Source organism: Campylobacter sp. RKI_CA19_01122, assembly GCF_025771325.1.
Taxonomy (GTDB): domain Bacteria; phylum Campylobacterota; class Campylobacteria; order Campylobacterales; family Campylobacteraceae; genus Campylobacter_D; species Campylobacter_D lari_D.
The window spans coordinates 44,917-65,129 of record NZ_JAKMPZ010000003.1 but is presented as its reverse complement, the minus strand read 5'-3'; the positions used below and the strand labels follow the sequence as shown (position 1 = coordinate 65,129).

Genomic DNA, 20,213 nt, shown 5'->3' with positions numbered 1-20,213 from the left:
TATGTCCTATAAATATAATTCATGATTGTATCTTTTAAATCTCTTATGAAAGAAAAAATACTCATCAGGTTTAAATTTAATCATCTCTTCACAACACTTTGCTTGATACTTAGTAAGCTCTTCTATACTTGCCTTGCTTGCATCTAAAGCCTTAAAAGTTTTTACAAAAAATTTCTCATCTTTTTGATACACAAAACAAGGTAAAATCATAGCATTTGTTTTTTTAGCAAGCACACTTGCACCTGCTATGAAATTTACTTCTTGGTTAAAATATTGTATTTTTACACTTTCACTATCCACTGCATCTTGATCGGTTAAAATTCCAAGCGATCTACCTTCTTTTAAGGCTTTTAGCATTTTTCTAAGCCCGCCCTTTTTTTCTATAAGCTCTATATTAAATTGCGTGCGATTTTTACTTAAAATTTTATCCATTATCACGCTATCAAGTGCTCTTCCAACTATGGAAATTCCTTGAAATTTAGCTCCAAAAGACAAAGCCAAAAGCTCCCAGTTACCATAATGAGCCGTAGTTACAATCAAGGGTCTTTTACTTTGCATTATATTTAAAATTTGCTCCTCATCATCAAAGCAAATTTTATCGATAATTTCTTCTTTGCTTGCATTTTGATTTTTGATAAAATCAATCCCAAATTTAGCAAAATTTTTATAGATATTAAGACTAGTTTCATCACGCCATTTTTGATCTTTTTCAGGAAAGCAAATTTTTAAGTTTATGTCAATGATTTTGCGGTGTTTGTGATTAAGCCTATAAGTGATCAAAGCAATCAAATTTGCAAAAGAGTTTAAAAGCTTTGAAGGTAAAATCTTCACAAGGGCTTTTAATATATAAAAAAGGCTTAGATATACATAATTTATCATTTTTCTAAAAGCTCACAAGCAAGTTTAAAAATATCTTTTTCATCGATATTTTGTATGCAAAAATCACTCTTATCTATATGCTTTGAATGCAGTATTTTTTTACCTGCATTGATTGTTTTGTTGATATTTGTTTCATAAGCATTTCTTTGACTAGGAGTAGCACCAAAAATCGTTATAGAAGGCTTATTTAATGCAAAGGCTAAATGAGTAGGCCCACTATCATTTCCGATAATCAAATCGCTTGCTTTAGTTAAAGCACAAAGCTCACTTAAGCTTAATTTTGGCGCAAGTTCTATTTTCAAATGCTTTAAATTTAAAACTATATCTTTAGCAAAATTAAACTCATTAACATTACCCCAACCAAGCATGATTTTTGCACTAGTAAAATACTCCAAAAGCATTCTACAAAGTAGTATCAAACGCTCTTTTGGGTAAATTTTATTAGGCATAGATGAGCCTACATGTATGAGTATATTTGGCGCACTTTCACTTAAAGAAAGCCTTTGTTCTAAGCTTTCTTTTAACTCATCATCTACGCTAAAACAACTTTGTTTTAACTCTATATCGCTATGATCAAAATGCTCATTTAATACATAAGCTACCAAAGAAAGATTACGCACGATAATATTTTCTTCATAATTACACGCAAATTTATGCGTATAAAAATTGCTCGCAAAGCTCTCTTTTATGCTTTCTTGATCAAAACCAAAGGTATTAGCACATAAAAATTTACTCACTAAAGCAGATTTAATCAAACCTTGCAAATCAATCACAACATCATATTTATTTTGCCTAGCTTCAAAAAGCATAGCAAAAACTTCTTTGAATTTTCTATCTTTTAAAGGCAGGGCATATACTTCATTGATCATTGGATGATCTTGCAATAATCCTGCAAATCTTACATCTACAAACCAATCAATACTCGCCTTAGGATAATGCTTTTTAATAAATTGTAAAACAATTACTGCATGGATGATATCTCCAAGTGCGGATAATTTAACCAAACCTATTTTCATATGCTACTTTATTTTTAAATTTTCTGTTATGATTTTAACAAAGATTTTTTTAAAAAAAGGTTTATCATGCAAGAATATATTTGCGTTTTTGATTGTGAGAGCATTCCTGATGTAGAATTGATAAAACATCTTTATGATTTTAATGGCGATGATTTAAGCATTAGCAAGCAAGCTTTAGAAAGACAAAAAGAAGAAAGCGGAAGTGAATTTTTACCCCTGCCTTTTCATAAAGTTGTAAGCATTTGTGCAGTGATTGCAGATAAATTTGGAAATTTCATCAAAGTCAATAAAATCAAAGGCGCAAACGAAAAACAAATACTAGAAGAGTTTTTTAACTTCATAGACAAACACCAACCCCGCCTTGTAAGTTTTAATGGTAAAAGCTATGACATGCCTTTGCTTGTTATAAGAGCATTAAAATACAATATCAACGCAAGTGCTTATTTGGACGCAAGCGATAAATGGAATAACTACAAAAGCAAATTTGTAGAAAATAAACATTGTGATTTATTAGAATCTTTAGGAAGTTTTGGTCAAAAAGGCTTAAGACTTGACACGCTTTGTGCTATGGCAGGACTTCCTGGAAAATATGATGTGCATGGAAATGAAGTATTAGAACTTTTTTATCAAAACAAATTAGAAAAAATTCACGAATACTGCGAAAGTGATGTGTTAAACACCTATATGCTATTTTTAAAATACGAACTCATTAAAGGTAATTTAACCCAAGAAGATTATCTTAATATTTTAGAAAATTTCAAAGAAGAACTTTTGCAAAAACATAGCGATAAAAACTATCAAAAGCCATTTTTAGAGGCCATAGAAAAAGAAAAGAGCAAGTTTTAAATTAATTAAGAAAAGTATATTAAAATAACTATTATTAAATATCACAAAAAGGATAAAAATGAAAATTTTAATCACCGGTGGCGCAGGATACATAGGCTCTCATACTTTAAAACAATTTTTAGAAACAAATCATGAAATTTGTGTATTGGATAATCTTTCAAAAGGTAGCAAAAAAAGTTTGGATGAACTTTCTAAAATCAGACCTTTTAAGTTTTTTGAGCAAGATTTAAGCGATTATGCTGGGATTAAAAAACTTTTCAAAGAGGAAAAATTTGATGCGATTGTGCATTTTGCAGCTAGCATTGAAGTTCCTGAAAGTATGGAAAATCCTTTAAAATACTATATGAACAATACCGCAAATACAAGTAATCTAATCCAAACTTGTTTAGAAACAGGTGTGAAAAAATTCATTTTTTCTTCAACCGCAGCGACTTATGGAGAGCCACAAATTCCTATCGTAGATGAACAAAGCCCATTAGCACCGATTAATCCTTATGGACAAAGCAAACTAATGAGCGAAAAAGTCTTGCAAGATGCTAATATGGCAAATCCTGAATTTAAATACTGCATTTTAAGATACTTTAATGTAGCAGGTGCTTGCATGAGTTATCCTATAGGTCAACGCTATCCAAAAGCCACTTTACTTATCAAGGTTGCTGCTGAAGTAGCCACAGGAAAAAGAGAAAAACTTTATATTTTTGGCGATGATTATAACACCAAAGATGGCACTTGTATTAGAGATTTTATCCATGTTGATGATATTTCAAGTGCGCATTTAGCTGCTTTAGAATACCTAGAAAATAATGAAAGTAATATTTTCAATGTAGGCTATGGACATGGCTTTAGCGTAAAAGAAGTTATTGAAACCATGAAAAAAGTAAGCGGAGTAGATTTCACAGTAGAACTTGCGCCAAAAAGAGCTGGGGATCCTTCTGTGCTTATTTCAAATGCGGATAAAATCAAAACTCTAACCAACTGGAAACCAAAATATGATGATTTAGAATTAATCTGCAAAAGTGCTTATGAGTGGGAAAAACAGTGTTAAAAAAACTTTTTTTTATACTCAATGCTCATGATAAGAAATTTTTATTTGCTTTGCTAATTTTTTCTATTTTTATAGGATTCATAGAAAGCTTTGCTATTTCTTTAATCATGCCTTTTGTATCAGTGGCGAGTAATTTTGAGCTTTTAGAAAAAAGCTCCTATTTTCAACCTATATATGAGTATTTAAATTTACCAAGTTATAAGATTATTGCTTATTTTGGCTGTATATTAATCGCCTTTTATATTTTTAGAGCCTTTTTAAATGCCTTTTATTTTCATTTGCTTGCGCGTTTTTCTAAAGGGCGCTATCACAGCCTTGCTTGTCGTATTTTTGATAAATACTTACATCTTGAATATGAAAATTTTACTAATAAAAATCAATCAGAACTTTTAAAAACTATTACTCAAGAAGTATTTCATTTAAGCACTTTAATTAGTGCTTTTTTACTTATGCTAAGTGAAAGCTTTGTGGTGTTTTTACTTTATACTTTATTGCTAATTATCAACTATAAAATCACCCTAGCTTTAAGTGCTTTTTTACTTTTAAATGCTTTTATTTTGATTAAAATCCTCTCACCCTTGGTAAAAAAAGCTTCCATAGCTAGAGAAGAGGCGATGAAAAATTATTTTGAAATTTTAAATGCAAATTTAAACAACCTTAAAATCATCAAACTCAAAACCAAAGAACAAAGCACACAAAAGCTTTATGAAATTCAAAGTGGGCTTTTTGCCAAAGCAAATATTAGCAATGAAAGCATGTCAAGCATTCCTAGAATTTACCTTGAAGGTATAGGTTTTTGTATGCTTTGTTTTATCGTAGTGTATTTAGTTTTAAGATATGAAAGTGATATTTCATCTATCTTAGCAACTATTACTATTTTTGTGGTGGCTCTTTATAGGCTTATGCCAAGTGCTAATCGTATCATCACAAGTTATAATGAAATTACATATTATAAGAACTCTTTAGATATTATTTATAATATGCTCAATGAAAAAGAAGAAAAACTAGGCGATGAAAGTATTGAATTTAAAGAAAAAATCGTTTTGAAAAATCTTTTCTTTGCTTATAAGGGGAAGAAAAATTTATTTAAAAATTTAAATTTTGAGCTTAAGAAAAATGAAAAAATCGCTTTTATAGGTAAAAGTGGAAGTGGTAAAAGTACTTTAGTTGATCTTATCATAGGGCTTTTAAAACCAAGTGATGGAACTATTTTTGTAGATGGAATTAAGCTTGATGAGAGCAATATAAAAAGTTTTAGAAGTAAAATTGGCTACATACCTCAACAAATTTATCTTTTTAATGATTCTATTGCTAAAAATATTAGCTTTGGAGAAGAAGTAGATGAAGCGCTTTTACACAAAGTGATCAAACAAGCTAATCTTGAAAGCTTTGTAAATTCACTTGAAGATGGAGTGCATACTAAGGTAGGTGATTCAGGTTCGTTTTTAAGTGGAGGCCAAAGACAAAGAATAGCCATAGCAAGAGCGCTTTATCAACAACCTGAAATTTTAGTTTTAGATGAAGCAACTAGTGCTCTTGATCAAGAAAGTGAAGCAAAAATCATGGAAGAAATCTATAAAATTTCAAAAGATAAAACCCTCATCATCATAGCCCATAGGCTCTCAACTATACAAGGTTGCGATAGAGTATTTGAAGTAAAACATGGGCATTTAAAGGAACAAGTATGAAAATCACTTTCATCATAGCTACTTTAAATTCAGGCGGTGCTGAAAGAGTATTAGTCACTTTAGCTAATGAACTTTGCAAAAATCATGAAATAAATATTATTAAATTTCACAAAGAAGACTCTTTTTACAAGCTTGAGCCAAAAATCAAACTTTTTACCCTAGAGCAGTTTGACTTTTCCACTCTTTATAATAAAATAGCCTCACGCATTAAAAAATTCAAAGCCTTAAAACAAGCACTTAAAGATCATAAAAGCGATGTTTTTATCTCATTTTTAGATACAACTAATATTGCTTGCATTTGGGCAAACAAAGGTTTAAATACACCTTTAATCATTAGCGAGCATAGCTCTTATACTTATTTAAAATCTAAAATTTGGAAGTTTTTACGCCGTATAAGTTTTCCTCATGCAAATGCTTTAACCGTGCTAAGTAATGATGATAAAAATTACTATGAAAACTTTGTTAAAAAAGTTATCAATATGCCAAATCCTTGTCATTTTAGCCCTGTTAAAGAAAATTTAGAAAAAGAAAATAATGTCATTTTCGTAGGCAGACTTGATCATAATAAAAATGCTTCTATGTTTTTAAAAGCCATAGCAAGGCTAGATACAAATTTACAAAATCAATACAATTTTTTCATAGCAGGCGATGGAGAATTAAGACAAGATTTAGAACAAGAAGCCAAGAATTTAAATATCAAAGTTAATTTTCTAGGTAAAGTTGAAAATATGCAAGATCTTTATAAAAAAGCAAAAATAATCTGCCTTTGCTCTTTCATAGAAGGCTTGCCAACGGTTTTGCTTGAAAGTTTATATTATCAAGTAGCACGCATTAGCACTAAATACACAAGCGGCCATAAAGATTTAATTGATGATGGAAAAGATGGATTTTTAGTAGATTTAGATGATGAAAAAGCTTTAAGCGAAAAACTCGCCCTTTTAATGCAAGATGAAAATTTAAGAAAAACACTAGCGCTTAATGCACAGCAACGATGTAAAGATTATGAAGTGGCCAATGTAGCACAAAAATGGCTTGATTTAATCAAAGAAGTAAGGGTTTAAAATGAAAAAACTAGCAATTTTTATTTATTCTTTAGGAAGTGGTGGCGCTGAAAGGGTTGTATCTACGCTATTACCTGTGTTAAATTTAAAATATGAAATACATTTAATTTTAATGAATGATAAAATATCATATGATATTCCTGAAGTTAATATCCACTACCTTGAAAAATCAAGTCCAAGTGAAAGTAACTTAGCTAAATTTTTAAAACTACCCTTGCTAGCTATAAAATACAAAAAACTTTGTGAAGATTTAAAAATCAACTTGCAATTTGTATTATTAAATAGACCTAATTATATTGCGTTAATGGCAAAATCCCTAGGACTTAAATCAACCCTTATTATCAATGAATGCACCACTCCAAGTGTGATTTATAAACATAATAATCTAAATTCTTTTATCAATAAATTTCTTATTAAAAAACTTTATAACAAAGCAGATTTAATCTTAGCAAATTCTATAGGAAACAAAGAAGATTTAATACAAAATTTCAATATAGAGGCTAAAAAATGCGATATTTTATACAATGCCATAGACTTAGAAAACATCATAGAAAAATCTAAAGAAAAAATAGACTTTAAAGATCCTTTTATATTAAGTGTTGGAAGGCTTGATCATGGTAAAAATCATGCTATGCTTATAAGAGCTTATGCAAAAGTTAAAACTGATTTAAAATTAGTCATTTTAGGCGAGGGCATTTTAAAAGATGAGCTTTTAGCTTTAATAGAAACTTTAAATTTAAAAGATAAAGTCTTTTTACTAGGTTTTGATAAAAATCCTTATAAATACATGAGCAAATGTGACTTTTTTGCTTTTGCTTCAAGTTTTGAAGGCTTTTCCAATGTTTTAATCGAATGCCTAGCTTGTAATACTGCCGTACTTTGCACTGATCATAAAAGTGGCGCAAGGGAGCTATTTTTAGATGATGAGTTTGGACTTTTAGTAAAAGTAGATGATGAAAAAGCCATGCAAGAAGGCTTAGAGAAAATGTGCAATGATGAAGCATTAAAAGCTTCATATAGACAAAAGGCTTTTTTGCGTGCAAAAGAATTTGATAAAATTAGCGTAGCAAAGCAATTATTTGAATTTTTCAACAAGGCATAAAATGAAACTGCAACAAAATTTCACTGATAATAATTCTATAAAATATACTTGTATTTTAATCCTTATAGCCTTTGCTTTTAGTGTTTTGTGTAGGTTATACTGGGCAGCTTGGGCAAGTGAGTTTTATGAGTTTTTCTTTAATGATCAACTTATGATTACTACTAATGATGGCTATGCTTTTGCAGAAGGTGCAAGGGATATGATAGCAGGTTTTCATCAACCTAATGACTTATCTTATTTTGGAAGCTCACTTTCTACTTTAACTTATTGGCTTTATAGTATTTTGCCTTTTAGCTTTGAAAGTATTATTTTATATATGAGTACTTTTTTTGCTTCTTTGATTGTTGTGCCTATTATATTAATCGCAAGAGAGTATAAACTCACTACCTATGGCTTTATAGCAGCCTTACTTGGAAGCATTGCAAATAGTTATTATAACCGCACTATGAGTGGGTATTATGATACTGATATGCTAGTGTTAGTTTTGCCAATGCTTATTTTGCTTACCTTTATACGCTTAACTATTAATAAAGACATTTTTACCCTACTTTTAAGTCCGGTTTTCATCATGATTTATTTGTGGTGGTATCCATCAAGTTATTCTTTAAATTTTGCTATGATAGGACTTTTTGGTCTTTATGCTTTAGTATTTCATAGAAAAGAAAAGATTTTTTATCTAGCTATTGCTTTAATGATCATAGCTTTAAGTATACTAGCATGGCAATATAAACTTGCTTTGATTGTATTGTTATTTGCTATTTTTGCCTTTAAAGAAGAAAAAATTAATTTTTATATGATTTGGGCTTTGATTTTTATTAGCATTTTGATATTACATTTAAGTGGTGGCTTAGATCCTGTTTTATATCAACTTAAATTTTATGTTTTCAAAGCTTCTGATGTGCAAAATTTAAAAGATGCTGCTTTTATGTATTTTAATGTTAATGAAACTATTATGGAAGTAAATACTATCGATCCTGAAGTATTTATGCAAAGAATTAGCTCTAGTGTTTTAGTATTTATCCTTTCTTTTATAGGTTTTATCTTACTTTGCAAAGATCACAAAAGTATGCTTTTGGCTCTACCTATGCTTGCACTAGGTTTTATGGCTTTAAGAGCTGGACTTAGATTTACCATTTATGCAGTTCCTGTGATGGCTTTGGGTTTTGGGTATTTTTTATATGCTTTTTTTAATTTTTTAGAAAAAAAACAAATCAAACTTAGTCTAAGAAATAAAAATATCCTACTCATGCTCATTACATTTTTTAGCATAAGCCCTGCCCTAATGCATATTTATTATTATAAATCCTCTACTGTTTTTACTTCTTATGAAGCTAGTATTTTAAATGATTTAAAAAATAAAGTTCAAAGAGAAGATTATGTCGTTGCTTGGTGGGATTATGGTTATCCAATACGCTATTATAGCGATGTAAAAACCTTAATTGATGGTGGAAAACACCTAGGAAAAGATAATTTTTTCTCATCTTTTGTCTTAAGTAAAGAACAAATTCCAGCAGCCAATATGGCAAGACTTAGCGTAGAATACACTGAAAAATCTTTCAAAGAAAATTATCCTGATGTTTTAAAAGCTATGGTAAAAGATTATAACCAAACAAGTGCTAAAGATTTTTTAGAAAGTTTAAATGATAAAAATTTTAAATTTGATACCAATAAAACAAGAGATGTATATATTTACATGCCTTATAGAATGTTGCGTATCATGCCTGTGGTAGCACAATTTGCAAATACAAATCCTGACAATGGAGAACAAGAAAAAAGTTTATTTTTCTCTCAAGCTAATGCCATAGCTCAAGATAAAACAACAGGTTCTGTTATGCTTGATAATGGAGTAGAAATTATTAATGATTTTAGAGCTTTAAAACTAGAAGGTACAACTATACCTTTAAAAGCTTTTGTAGATATAGAATCCATCACTAATGGCAAATTTTATTACAATGAAATTGATTCAAAAGCTCAAATTTATTTACTCTTTTTAAGAGAATATAAAAGCTTTGTGATTTTAGATGAAAATCTTTATAATAGTGCCTACATACAAATGTTTTTATTAAATCAATACGATCAAGATTTATTTGAGCAAGTCACTAATGATGCAAGAGCAAAAATTTATAGGCTAAAAAGATGAAAATAGGAATTTTAACCCATAGTGCAATGAGTGTGTATTATTTTCGTCTTGCACTCATTAGAGCTTTAGAAAAAAATAATCATGAAGTTATAATCATCACTCCAAAAGATGATTTTGCTATTAAGTTACAAGAGCTAGGCTATAAGGTTTGCTTTTATGATTTAGCTAGATCAAGTGTCAATCCTTTAATTGTTTTTAAAAATCTACTTAGTTTAAAAAATACACTCAAAAGTTTAAATTTAGATCTTTTACAAACAAGCGCTCACAAAAGCAATACAACAGGTATTATAGCAGCTAAAATGGCGGGCATTAAATACACTTTTGGTTTGGTTGAAGGCTTAGGAAGTTTTTACATAGATGATGATTTTAAAAGCAAATTAGTAAGAATAAGCATTAATTTACTTTATAAAATTTCTTTTAAACTTGCAAATGGTTTTATTTTTGTCAATGAAAGCAATGCTTTATTTATGAAAAATTTAGGCTTAAAAGAAGAAAAAATCAAAATCATAAAATCCGTAGGGCTAAATTTAAAACAATTTTTACCTTTAAAAATTAGCACAGAAGAAAAACAAGCTTTTTTAAAAGAACACAATATGCCTGATAAACCTATCGTTTTAATGATTTCAAGAGCACTTTGGCATAAAGGAATTAAAGAATTTTATGAAGTAAGCCAAATTTTAAAAGATAAGGCAAATTTTGTTTTAGTGGGTGGAAGAGATGATAATAAATCTTGTGCACCATTAGAATTTTTAAACTCAAATGATGTTTTTTATCTTGGCGCAAGAAGTGATATTGCACATTTATTAAATTTATGCGATATTTTTGTTTTACCAAGCTATAAAGAAGGCTATCCAAGAACGGTTTTAGAAGCACAAGCTTGTAAAAAAGCATGTGTGGTAAGTGATGCTGAAGGTTGCATTGAAGCAGTGAATAATGCCATAGACGGTTTAATTTGTAAAAGCAAAGATAGCAAGGATTTAGCTGAAAAAATCGCAGTTTTACTAGAAGATGAAAAACTAAAAAATACTTTAGCACAAAATGCTTTTCTTAGAGCGCAAAATTATGATGAAAATATCATAGCTTTGAAATATCTTGACTTTTATAGGGGTTTTATAAATGTATAAAAATGGTTTAAAGCGTGTTTTTGACTTTTTTTTGGCTTTGATTTTATTGATTATTTTTTTACCCTTTATAGTGCTTATAGGTATTGTTTTAAAAATCGTTCAAGGAAGTGTGCTTTTTAAACAAGCAAGACCAGGATTAAATGAAAAAATTTTTTATATTTATAAATTTAAAACTATGAGTGATGAAACCGATGAAAATGGAGAATTACTTCCTGATGAATTACGCTTAAAGCCTTTTGGTAAGCTAGTTAGAAGCTTGAGTTTAGATGAATTACCGCAGCTTTTTAATGTATTAAAAGGCGATATGAGCTTCATAGGCCCAAGACCTTTACTTGTAGAATACTTGCCCTTATACAATCAAGAGCAAAAAAAACGCCACGATGTAAGACCAGGCATTACAGGTTGGGCACAGATTAATGGACGCAATGCTATTTCTTGGGAGCAAAAATTTAAATATGATGTAGAATATGTGCAAAATTGCTCTTTTTTATTTGATCTTAAAATCTTTTTTATGACCATTATTAAAGTTTTAAAAAGAAGCGGGGTTAATAAAGAAGGAGTAGCTACAACGGATAAATTCAATGGACACAACTAAAAGTATTTATATATATGGTTCTAGTGGGCATGGTTTAGTCTGTGCTGATGTAGCTAGAAATTTAGGATATGAAAAAATCATCTTTTTGGATGATAATAAAGGCTTAAAATATCACTCCAATTTAGAAAAACACGATATGTTTATTGCTATTGGCGCAAACTCTATTAGAGAAAAACTTTTCAAAAAAGCAAAAGATGATGGGTTTAGATTAGTTAATTTGATACACAAAAGTGCTATTATTAGCCCAAGTGCTTTTTTAGATGATGAGGGTATTTTAATCATGCCAAATGTCGTAGTTAATGCTAAAGCTAGTATTGCAAAAGGTGTGATTTTAAATACTGCTTGTGTGATTGAGCATGAGTGTTTTGTAGATGAGTTTAGCCATATTAGCGTTGGGGCTAAACTAACAGGAAATGTAAAAATAGGAAAGCGTTGTTTTTTGGGAGTTAATTCAAGCGTTATTCCTTGTATAAGTTTAAATGATGATATAACTTTAGGTGCAGGAGCAGTTGTAGTTAAAAACTTAACTTCTAAAGGTATTTATGCTGGAGTTCCTGCTAAGAAAATAAAGGAGGTAAAATGAGATTTTTTCTATCAGCACCACATATGAGTGGAAAAGAATTAGAATACATACACAAAGCTTTTGAAAGTAATTATATAGCACCTTTGGGTGAATTTGTTAATGCCTTAGAACAAAGTATTAAAGATTATACAAAAAGTTCTAACGCACTTGCTCTAAATGCAGCCACTGCAGCTATTCATTTAGCTTTAAGAGTTTTGGGCATCAAAGAAGGCGATATAGTTCTAGCTTCAAGTTTTACCTTTATTGCTTCAGTAGCACCTATTTCTTACATGAATGCTACGCCTGTATTTATTGATTGTGATGAAACTTATAATTTAGATGTAAATTTATTAAAAAAAGCTATCAAAGAAAGTCCTAAAAAGCCAAAAGCTCTCATTTTAACACACCTTTATGGTAATGCTTCTAAAATGGATGAGATTGTCCAAATTTGTAAAGAAAATGAGATTTTTTTAATCGAAGATGCTGCTGAAGCTTTGGGAAGTTTTTACAAAAATAAAGCTTTAGGTACTTTTGGGGATTTTGGAGTATATTCTTTTAATGGTAATAAAATCATCACAACAGGTGGTGGTGGCATGCTTGTGAGTGAAAGTCATACTAATCTTGAAAAAGCAAGATTTTATAGTACCCAAGCTAGAGAAAATTGCCTTCATTATGAGCATAAAGAATATGGTTATAATTATAGAATGAGCAATATCTTAGGTGCAATCGGTACTGCTCAAATGGAAGTTTTAGAAGAAAGAGTGAGTAAAAAGCGTGAAATTTATAGCTGGTATAAAGAATTTTTAAGTGGAACTTTTACTTTTTTAAATGAGCTTGAAAATACCAAGTCAAATCGCTGGTTAAGCACTGCTTTACTTGATTTTGATTTAAATAAACTTAATACTTATGAAAAACATTGTATATGTGAAAATAAAAATGTTCAAATTCAAGATAAAATTTTAAAAATCATACAAGTTTTAAAAGATAATAAAATCGAAAGTCGTCCACTTTGGAAGCCAATGCATTTGCAAGAACTTTACAAAGGCTGCGATGCTTACTTAAATGGTAATAGTGAGTTTTTCTTTAGTAATGGAATTTGCCTTCCAAGTGCAACTACTATGAGCAAAGCTGATGTAGAGGAAGTTTCTACTTTAATCTTAAACACCTTAAAGGACTAAGATGGATTATAAAAGCAAACGCTTAGGATTTTTTCTAGGTGCTGATATTTTACTTTTTGTTATAAGTATTTATTTGTCTTTTTCTTTACGCTTTAGTGCAGACATCCCAAGTGAATTTTATGAAGGTATGTTTAAAAGTGCTGTGATTTTGATTTTACTTAAAATCATTTTTCTAGCTTTTTTTAAAATTTATCAAGTTGCTTGGAGATTTTTCTCCCTTAATGAAGCGCGTAAATTAGTCATCGCTTTAGCTTTGGCTGAGCTTGTATTTTTAGCAATTTATTATTTTTATGATGATTTTTTTAATCCTTTTCCAAGAAGCGTTATAGGAATAGACTTTGTTTTATCTTGTATGCTAATTGGAAGTTTGCGTATAAGCAAAAGAATGATAGTTGATTTTAGAAAGCCAAAATACAACGAAGAACATCCTTGTATAGTAGTTGGCGCCACTTCAAAGGCTTTGCATTTATTAAAAGGAGCTAAAGAAGGGAGCTTAGGACTTTTTCCTGTAGCTGTGGTAGATGAGCGTAAAAATTTAATAGGTACTTATTGTGATAAATTTATAGTTGAAGAAAAAGAAGCAATCAGAAAATATACCGCTGAAGGAATTCATACTGCTATCATTGCTTTAAAACTTGAGCAAGAAGAATTAAAAAAGCTTTTTGACGAACTCATTGCTTATGGGATTAACGATATAAAGCTTTTTTCTTTTACGCAAAATGAAGCAAGAGATATAAGTATCGAAGATTTATTGGCGCGTAAGCCAAAAGATTTGGATAATGCTTGCGTGATTGATTTTATCAAAGATAAAGTAGTTTTAGTTAGTGGAGCTGGTGGAACTATAGGAAGTGAGCTTTGCAAACAATGCATTAAATTTGGTGCAAAACACTTAATCATGCTTGATCATAGTGAGTATAATTTATATAAAATAAATGAAGAATTAAGCTTACATAAAGAAAAAATCGAACCTATTATGATGAGTATATTAGACAAAGAAGCGTTAGAAAAACTTTTACAAGAAAAAAACATAGATTTGATTTTACATGCAGCAGCTTACAAACATGTGCCTTTATGTGAGCAAAATCCACATTCAGCTATTTTAAATAACATCATAGGTACTAAAAATTTAATCGATCTTGCAAAAGCTTATAAGGTTGCTAAATTTGTTATGATAAGCACTGATAAGGCTGTAAGACCGACTAACATCATGGGTTGCACAAAAAGAATTTGTGAACTTTATACATTAAGCTCAAGTTGTGAAAATTTTGAAGTAGCTTGTGTGCGTTTTGGTAATGTTTTAGGGTCAAGTGGAAGTGTAATACCTAAATTTAAAGCTCAAATTGCAGCTAATGAGCCACTTACTCTTACTCATCCTGATATAGTGCGTTATTTTATGTTAGTAGATGAGGCTGTGCAACTTGTTTTACAAGCTGCGGCTATTGCCAAAGGTGGAGAATTATTTGTACTTGATATGGGTGAGCCTGTTAAAATCATGGATTTAGCTAAAAAAATGCTTTTACTTTCTAATAAAAAGTTAGAAATCAAAATCACTGGGCTTAGAAAAGGCGAAAAACTTTACGAAGAGCTTTTAATCCATGAAAATGATTTAAAAACTCAATATGAAAGTATATTTGTTACCACTAGTGATCTTAAAGATTTAAAAATTTTAAATCAAGAAATAGAAAAATTACTCCACAGCACAGATCCTGCAAAAGTTTTAAAGGAGATTGTGCCTGAATTTAATCACAATAAAAACGGAGAGTGATTAAATTCTAATTTTATTTTAAAATGATATAATATAAACTTTTAATTGATTAATAAAAATAAAAACGATACAATTACAGTTTTATGTAATTACATCAAGATAAAGGAAAAAAAGTGAAGTTATTAGTAGTTGATGATAGTTCTACCATGAGAAGAATAATCAAAAATACCCTTGTAAGATTAGGCCACAAGGATGTTTTAGAAGCTGAACACGGGGTTGAAGCTTGGGATTTACTTTCACAAAATGATGATATTAAAATTTTAATTACTGACTGGAATATGCCTGAAATGAATGGCTTGGAATTAGTAAAAAAAGTAAGAGCGGAAGAAAAATATGCTGATATGCCAATTATTATGGTAACTACAGAAGGTGGTAAAGCAGAAGTTATTACCGCCTTAAAAGCAGGCGTAAATAACTATATTGTAAAACCTTTTACTCCTCAAGTGTTAAAAGAAAAACTTGAAGATGTTTTAGGAACAAACGAAGGCTAATTATAAGTTTTTATGCAAACACATTATTACGAACTTTTTTTTCAAACAGACAAGGAATATTTAGATTTATTCCTTGATCTTATCTTTTCTCTAGAGATAGACGCTATAGAAGAAAAAAACAATGGTATTTATATAAGATCAGAAGAAGATATAGAACTCATTAAAATAGCCTTGCATGATTTTCATCAAAAATTATGTCAAAAACTAAATACTCATATTAATTACCACTCTACCTTAGAAAAAAAAGAAAATAAAAATTGGATAGAAGAGTATAAAAAAGGTATACAAGCTTTGACGATCGATAATATCCATATTCACACCACTTGGCAAGAAGCTAAACAAGATAAAATTAATATCATTATAGATCCTGCTCTAGCTTTTGGCTCAGGACATCATGAGAGTACTTATACTTGTATAGAATTTCTACAAAAATATACAGATAATTCCAAATTTTGCTTAGATATGGGTTGTGGAAGTGGAATTTTAAGCATTATCATGGCAAAACTTGGAGCCAAAGTACAAGCTTGCGATACAGATGAATTAGCTATAGTTGCAAGTAAAGAAAACGCAAAATTAAATCAAATTAGCTTTGATGATATTTGGGTAGGTTCTATTAATAAAAGCTTACATAAATATGATATAGTTGTGGCAAATATCATTGCCGATATATTGATCATACTAGAAAAAGATCTTAAAGAAAAAACCAAAGAAGGTGGAATTTTGATCTTATCTGGTATATTAAATAAATATGAAGAAAGGATTAAAAATAAATTCAAAGATTTCACTTTGTTAGAATGCAAACACAAAGGAGAATGGTTGAGTTTAGTTTATAAAAAGGAATTGCAATAATGAATAAAAAACCAAATGATTTAAAAGATAATCAAAACAATAATAACTTTTTTAACAAAAATCCCATTTTTATTTTTGCTATTTTTGCCATTGTGATGATTCTTTTATTTAAAGGATTTTCAGATGATGGTAGCATGGGTATTATGGACGGAGAAAACACTAAAAAAGTTACTTATTCTGAATTAAAAACTTTAATTGAAAATAATCAAATTGCCCAAGTTAATATAGGTCAAACTACTATAAAAGCTGTATCTAAAGCAGGAAATATGGTATATATTACCAAAAAAGTTCCAAATGATGCTACTTTTGTTCCTTTACTTGACTCAAAAGGCGTTTCCTATGGTGCTTTTAATGAAAGCAATTGGTTTATAGATATCTTACTTTCTTGGGTTTTGCCAGTATTTATTTTCTTTGGTATATGGATGTTTTTAGCTTCTCGTATGCAAAAAAATATGGGTGGATCTATACTTGGTATAGGAAGTTCTAAAAAACTTGTAAATTCAGAAAAACCGAAGGTTAAATTTAATGATGTTGCAGGTGTTGAAGAAGCAAAAGAAGAAGTTAAAGAAATTGTTGATTTTCTAAAATATCCTGAAAGATACATTAATCTTGGAGCAAAAATTCCAAAAGGACTTTTGCTTGTTGGTCCTCCAGGTACAGGTAAAACTTTGCTTGCAAAAGCAGTGGCAGGCGAAGCTGATGTGCCATTTTTTAGCGTATCAGGTTCATCTTTTATAGAAATGTTTGTAGGAGTTGGTGCTTCTAGAGTAAGAGATTTATTTGAAAATGCTAAAAAAGAAGCTCCAGCTATTGTATTTATAGATGAAATCGATGCTATAGGTAAATCACGTGCAGCAAGCGGTATGATGGGCGGAAATGATGAAAGAGAGCAAACTTTAAATCAACTTCTAGCTGAAATGGATGGTTTTGGTACCGAAAGCTCACCAGTAATTGTTCTAGCAGCGACAAATCGTCCTGAAGTACTTGATGCAGCACTACTTAGACCGGGGCGTTTTGATAGGCAAGTTTTGGTAGATAAGCCTGATTTTAAAGGTAGATGTGATATTTTAAAAGTCCATATGAAAGATGTTAAAATTTCACCTGAAGTAAAAGTAGAAGATATTGCAAGATTAACAGCAGGTCTTGCGGGTGCTGATTTGGCAAATATCATTAATGAAGCGGCTTTGCTTGCAGGTAGGGATTCTAAAAAACATGTGGAGCAAAAAGACTTAGTAGAGGCAGTAGAAAGAGCTATAGCAGGACTTGAGAAAAAATCACGCAGAATTAATGATAAAGAGAAAAAAATCGTAACTTATCATGAGTGCGGCCATGCTTTAATAGCTGAAACTACAAAAGGTGCTAAAAAAGTAAGTAAAGTTTCTGTTATTCCTCGTGGTTTAGCAGCTTTAGGATATACACTCAATACCCCTGAAGAAAATAAATTTTTAATGCAAAAACATGAACTTTTAGCTGAAGTTGATGTGCTTTTAGGAGGACGTGCAGCTGAAGAAATTTTCATTAAAGAAATTTCAACAGGTGCAAGCAATGACCTTGAGCGTGCAACTGATATTATCAAAGCTATGATTTCTATGTATGGTATGAGTGAAATTGCTGGCTTAATGGTACTTGAAAAGCAAAGAAATACTTTCTTAAGTGGTGGGCAAACTGTAAAAGATTATTCTGATAAAATGGCTCAAGATTTAGATGAGTATGTAAAGAAAACATTGGATGAACGCTATGCAGGTGTAAAAGAAATTTTAAAAACCTATAGCGGTGCTATAGAGGTGATGGTACAAGCACTCTATGAAGAAGAAACTATTGATGGTGCCAAAGTAAGAGAGATTATTAAAAACTATGAAGAAGAAAATAATCTTCCAACACGCCTAGAAGAAAAAGAGCAAGAAGCTACTAAGGAAGACTAATGAAAACAAATTTTATTGCAAAAACTGGTTGGAGTTTGCTTATAGTTCTAGCTATAGTTTTTGCAATATTTCAATTTATATGGGGATTTTCTTGGCTTTTATGGTGTATTTTTATATTTTTTATTTATCTTTTTAGAGCTAAAAAAATTGATTATATAGCAGATCTAAACACCATTATAGCTCCCATAGAAGGAAAAATCAAATGTATCAAAACAAGCTCGTATAAAGAACTTGGCGAGTGTATAGAAGTGCAAATTATCAATAATATTTTTTCCCAAGGAAATATCATAGCTCCGCTTGATATGAATATAGAAGAAACTAGAATAAGGCACGGACTTTTTTTATGTCCATTTATGAAAAATACAAATTTAATGGGTGAAAGAATGTTGTTTTTAGCTAATTCCAAGAGCAAACAATGGGCATTACGCGTTATTTTTGGAGCATTAAATAGAAAAGCTCATATTGATGATTTTGGTCATCATTTAAGCCATGGACAAAATATAGGTTTTATGTTTGATGGTAGTGTGAGTTTATTACTTCCAAAAGACACTAGAATTTGCGTAAATGAAAATGATAAAGTACGCATTGGTACATTAATAGGGTATTTAAATCCATGAATTTTAAACTAATTTATATTTTACCTAATCTTTTTACAGCCGCTTCCATATTTTTAGGTATTATTTCAGTGATTGCTTCTATTAATCAAAACTTTGATAAAGCATTAATTTATATCATTTTATCATTAATTTGCGATGGTTTAGATGGACGCGTTGCAAGAGCTACCAACTCTACTTCTAAATTTGGAGTTGAGTTTGACTCACTAGCTGATTTAATAGCCTTTGGTGTAGCACCTGCTATGCTTTTTTATATGAGCATAGGTTATGAATATGGTCGTTTTGGCTCATTAATAGCTGGTTTATTTGTAGTTTTTGGCGCTATACGCTTGGCAAGATTTAATGTCACAACAGGAACTTATGAACCATCGGTTTTTATAGGTCTACCTATACCAACAGCAGCAGTTGTAAGTGCTTTATGGGTAAGTGCTTATTTATATTATGATTTTTTACATGATTTTTCTTTAATAATAATATGTATCCAAATGCTTCTAGCCTTTTTAATGGTAAGCAACATAAGGTATCCAAGTTTTAAGAAAATCGATTTAAAAAGAGCAAATGTTTTGAAGGTGTTAATCCTTTTAGTGATTTTATTTTCTATGCTTTATCTGTATTTTTTAGAAAGTGCATTGATTATTGCTAGTTTATATGTGCTTTATGGGATTGTTCGTAGTTTTTTTACCCTAGCTCGTAAATTTAAAAAATATTAATTTTATTTTCACTTCATTTTCTATCAATATACTTTTTATTATTTTTCAAAAAGGAGTAAAAATGAATAAAAACAAATTATTCAGACAAATTCACATTTACATTAGTTTATTTTTCTTACCACTTGCATTTTTATATGCAATCACAGGTTTTGCTTATATAGCTGGTTTTGATGGAGAAAGTGGAGCTAAAATTCAAAATTACAAAGTTCAAGCTATTATTCAAGAGGGTGCTGAAGCTGAATTTTTAATTGATTTTTTAAAGAAAAACAACTTAAAAATTCCTTCATCTTTAGAACCAAAACTCAACAAAAAAGGCGATGGCATAGAACTTGGGACTATAAATTATATAGCAAGTATTATAAAATTAGATGAGAATGACTATGAAATTACAACAAAAGATAGAAGCTTGCTTGGAAATATGATTTTGCTTCATAAAGATAAAGGTATGTGGTACTTTTCTGTACTTGGGTTAGCTTTTGCACTTGCTATGATAATACTTTATATTTCAGGACTTTTAATCACTATTATAGCTATACGCAAAGATAGAGGTAAACAAATAGCAGTTTTAGGTGCTGGTTTTATTATAACTTTAATCATAGCTTATTTCAGTGTATAAATTTAAGGTA

General features: G+C 30.0%; 19 protein-coding genes. 17 read left to right on the top strand and 2 right to left on the bottom strand.

What is annotated here, in order from left to right; translation table 11 throughout:
- Positions 1 to 6: 6 nt before the first annotated feature.
- Positions 7 to 879 (bottom strand): lipid A biosynthesis lauroyl acyltransferase, encoded by an 873-nt coding sequence (locus L8U37_RS02525; RefSeq protein ID WP_258108117.1) that lies wholly within the window; start codon positions 877 to 879, stop codon positions 7 to 9.
- Positions 876 to 1,895, bottom strand: a complete 1,020-nt coding sequence (gene waaC / locus L8U37_RS02520; protein ID WP_263728503.1) for a lipopolysaccharide heptosyltransferase I — start codon at positions 1,893 to 1,895, stop codon at positions 876 to 878. The genes L8U37_RS02525 and waaC overlap by 4 nt, the downstream gene beginning before the upstream one ends.
- A 66-nt stretch (positions 1,896 to 1,961) precedes the next feature.
- On the opposite strand from waaC, the gene L8U37_RS02515 reads away from it, so the two are divergent.
- The 17 genes from L8U37_RS02515 (at position 1,962) to L8U37_RS02435 (ending at position 20,203) form a co-directional block, all read left to right on the top strand.
- Positions 1,962 to 2,741 (top strand): 3'-5' exonuclease, encoded by a 780-nt coding sequence (locus L8U37_RS02515; RefSeq protein WP_263728502.1) that lies wholly within the window; start codon positions 1,962 to 1,964, stop codon positions 2,739 to 2,741.
- Between the two features lie 58 nt (positions 2,742 to 2,799).
- Complete coding sequence (gene galE, locus L8U37_RS02510) at positions 2,800 to 3,786, top strand: UDP-glucose 4-epimerase GalE (protein WP_263728500.1); 987 nt, start codon at positions 2,800 to 2,802, stop codon at positions 3,784 to 3,786.
- On the top strand, positions 3,780 to 5,474 hold the full coding sequence (locus L8U37_RS02505) for an ABC transporter ATP-binding protein (RefSeq protein ID WP_263728499.1): 1,695 nt from the start codon (positions 3,780 to 3,782) through the stop codon (positions 5,472 to 5,474). The genes galE and L8U37_RS02505 overlap by 7 nt, the downstream gene beginning before the upstream one ends.
- On the top strand, positions 5,471 to 6,535 hold the full coding sequence (locus L8U37_RS02500) for a glycosyltransferase (RefSeq protein ID WP_263728498.1): 1,065 nt from the start codon (positions 5,471 to 5,473) through the stop codon (positions 6,533 to 6,535). Before L8U37_RS02505 ends, L8U37_RS02500 begins: the two co-directional genes overlap by 4 nt.
- Before the next feature lies 1 nt (position 6,536).
- On the top strand, positions 6,537 to 7,637 hold the full coding sequence (locus tag L8U37_RS02495) for a glycosyltransferase (RefSeq protein WP_263728497.1): 1,101 nt from the start codon (positions 6,537 to 6,539) through the stop codon (positions 7,635 to 7,637).
- A gap of 1 nt (position 7,638) precedes the next feature.
- The gene (locus L8U37_RS02490) at positions 7,639 to 9,777 is read left to right on the top strand and encodes an STT3 domain-containing protein (RefSeq protein ID WP_263728496.1); all 2,139 of its coding nucleotides are present in this window, start codon (positions 7,639 to 7,641) and stop codon (positions 9,775 to 9,777) included.
- Positions 9,774 to 10,901 carry a N,N'-diacetylbacillosaminyl-diphospho-undecaprenol alpha-1,3-N-acetylgalactosaminyltransferase gene (gene pglA, locus L8U37_RS02485; protein ID WP_263666387.1) on the top strand — a complete coding sequence of 376 codons (1,128 nt, stop codon included), beginning with the start codon at positions 9,774 to 9,776 and terminating at the stop codon, positions 10,899 to 10,901. The genes L8U37_RS02490 and pglA overlap by 4 nt, the downstream gene beginning before the upstream one ends.
- Complete coding sequence (pglC, locus tag L8U37_RS02480; RefSeq protein WP_039626890.1) at positions 10,894 to 11,496, top strand: undecaprenyl phosphate N,N'-diacetylbacillosamine 1-phosphate transferase; 603 nt, start codon at positions 10,894 to 10,896, stop codon at positions 11,494 to 11,496. Before pglA ends, pglC begins: the two co-directional genes overlap by 8 nt.
- Positions 11,483 to 12,079 (top strand): UDP-N-acetylbacillosamine N-acetyltransferase, encoded by a 597-nt coding sequence (pglD, locus tag L8U37_RS02475; RefSeq protein ID WP_133319737.1) that lies wholly within the window; start codon positions 11,483 to 11,485, stop codon positions 12,077 to 12,079. The genes pglC and pglD overlap by 14 nt, the downstream gene beginning before the upstream one ends.
- Positions 12,076 to 13,236 carry a UDP-N-acetylbacillosamine transaminase gene (gene pglE / locus L8U37_RS02470; protein WP_220567225.1) on the top strand — a complete coding sequence of 387 codons (1,161 nt, stop codon included), beginning with the start codon at positions 12,076 to 12,078 and terminating at the stop codon, positions 13,234 to 13,236. Before pglD ends, pglE begins: the two co-directional genes overlap by 4 nt.
- A gap of 1 nt (position 13,237) precedes the next feature.
- Positions 13,238 to 15,001, top strand: coding sequence for a UDP-N-acetylglucosamine 4,6-dehydratase (configuration-retaining) (pglF, locus tag L8U37_RS02465; RefSeq protein WP_220567226.1), 1,764 nt, complete (start codon positions 13,238 to 13,240; stop codon positions 14,999 to 15,001).
- 113 nt (positions 15,002 to 15,114) lie between these two features.
- On the top strand, positions 15,115 to 15,492 hold the full coding sequence (locus L8U37_RS02460; protein WP_039619063.1) for a chemotaxis response regulator CheY: 378 nt from the start codon (positions 15,115 to 15,117) through the stop codon (positions 15,490 to 15,492).
- Positions 15,493 to 15,504: 12 nt separating this feature from the next.
- Positions 15,505 to 16,341, top strand: a complete 837-nt coding sequence (locus L8U37_RS02455) for a 50S ribosomal protein L11 methyltransferase (RefSeq protein ID WP_263728495.1) — start codon at positions 15,505 to 15,507, stop codon at positions 16,339 to 16,341.
- On the top strand, positions 16,341 to 18,263 hold the full coding sequence (gene ftsH / locus L8U37_RS02450) for an ATP-dependent zinc metalloprotease FtsH (protein ID WP_263728494.1): 1,923 nt from the start codon (positions 16,341 to 16,343) through the stop codon (positions 18,261 to 18,263). Before L8U37_RS02455 ends, ftsH begins: the two co-directional genes overlap by 1 nt.
- Positions 18,263 to 18,880 (top strand): phosphatidylserine decarboxylase, encoded by a 618-nt coding sequence (locus L8U37_RS02445; RefSeq protein WP_263728492.1) that lies wholly within the window; start codon positions 18,263 to 18,265, stop codon positions 18,878 to 18,880. The genes ftsH and L8U37_RS02445 overlap by 1 nt, the downstream gene beginning before the upstream one ends.
- A complete protein-coding gene (gene pssA / locus L8U37_RS02440) occupies positions 18,877 to 19,587 on the top strand; it encodes a CDP-diacylglycerol--serine O-phosphatidyltransferase (RefSeq protein ID WP_133319743.1) in 711 nt (236 codons plus the stop codon). Before L8U37_RS02445 ends, pssA begins: the two co-directional genes overlap by 4 nt.
- Positions 19,588 to 19,648: 61 nt before the next feature.
- Positions 19,649 to 20,203: a hypothetical protein gene (locus L8U37_RS02435; RefSeq protein WP_133319744.1), complete on the top strand. Its 555-nt coding sequence runs from the start codon at positions 19,649 to 19,651 to the stop codon at positions 20,201 to 20,203.
- The last annotated feature ends 10 nt before the right edge of the window (positions 20,204 to 20,213 follow it).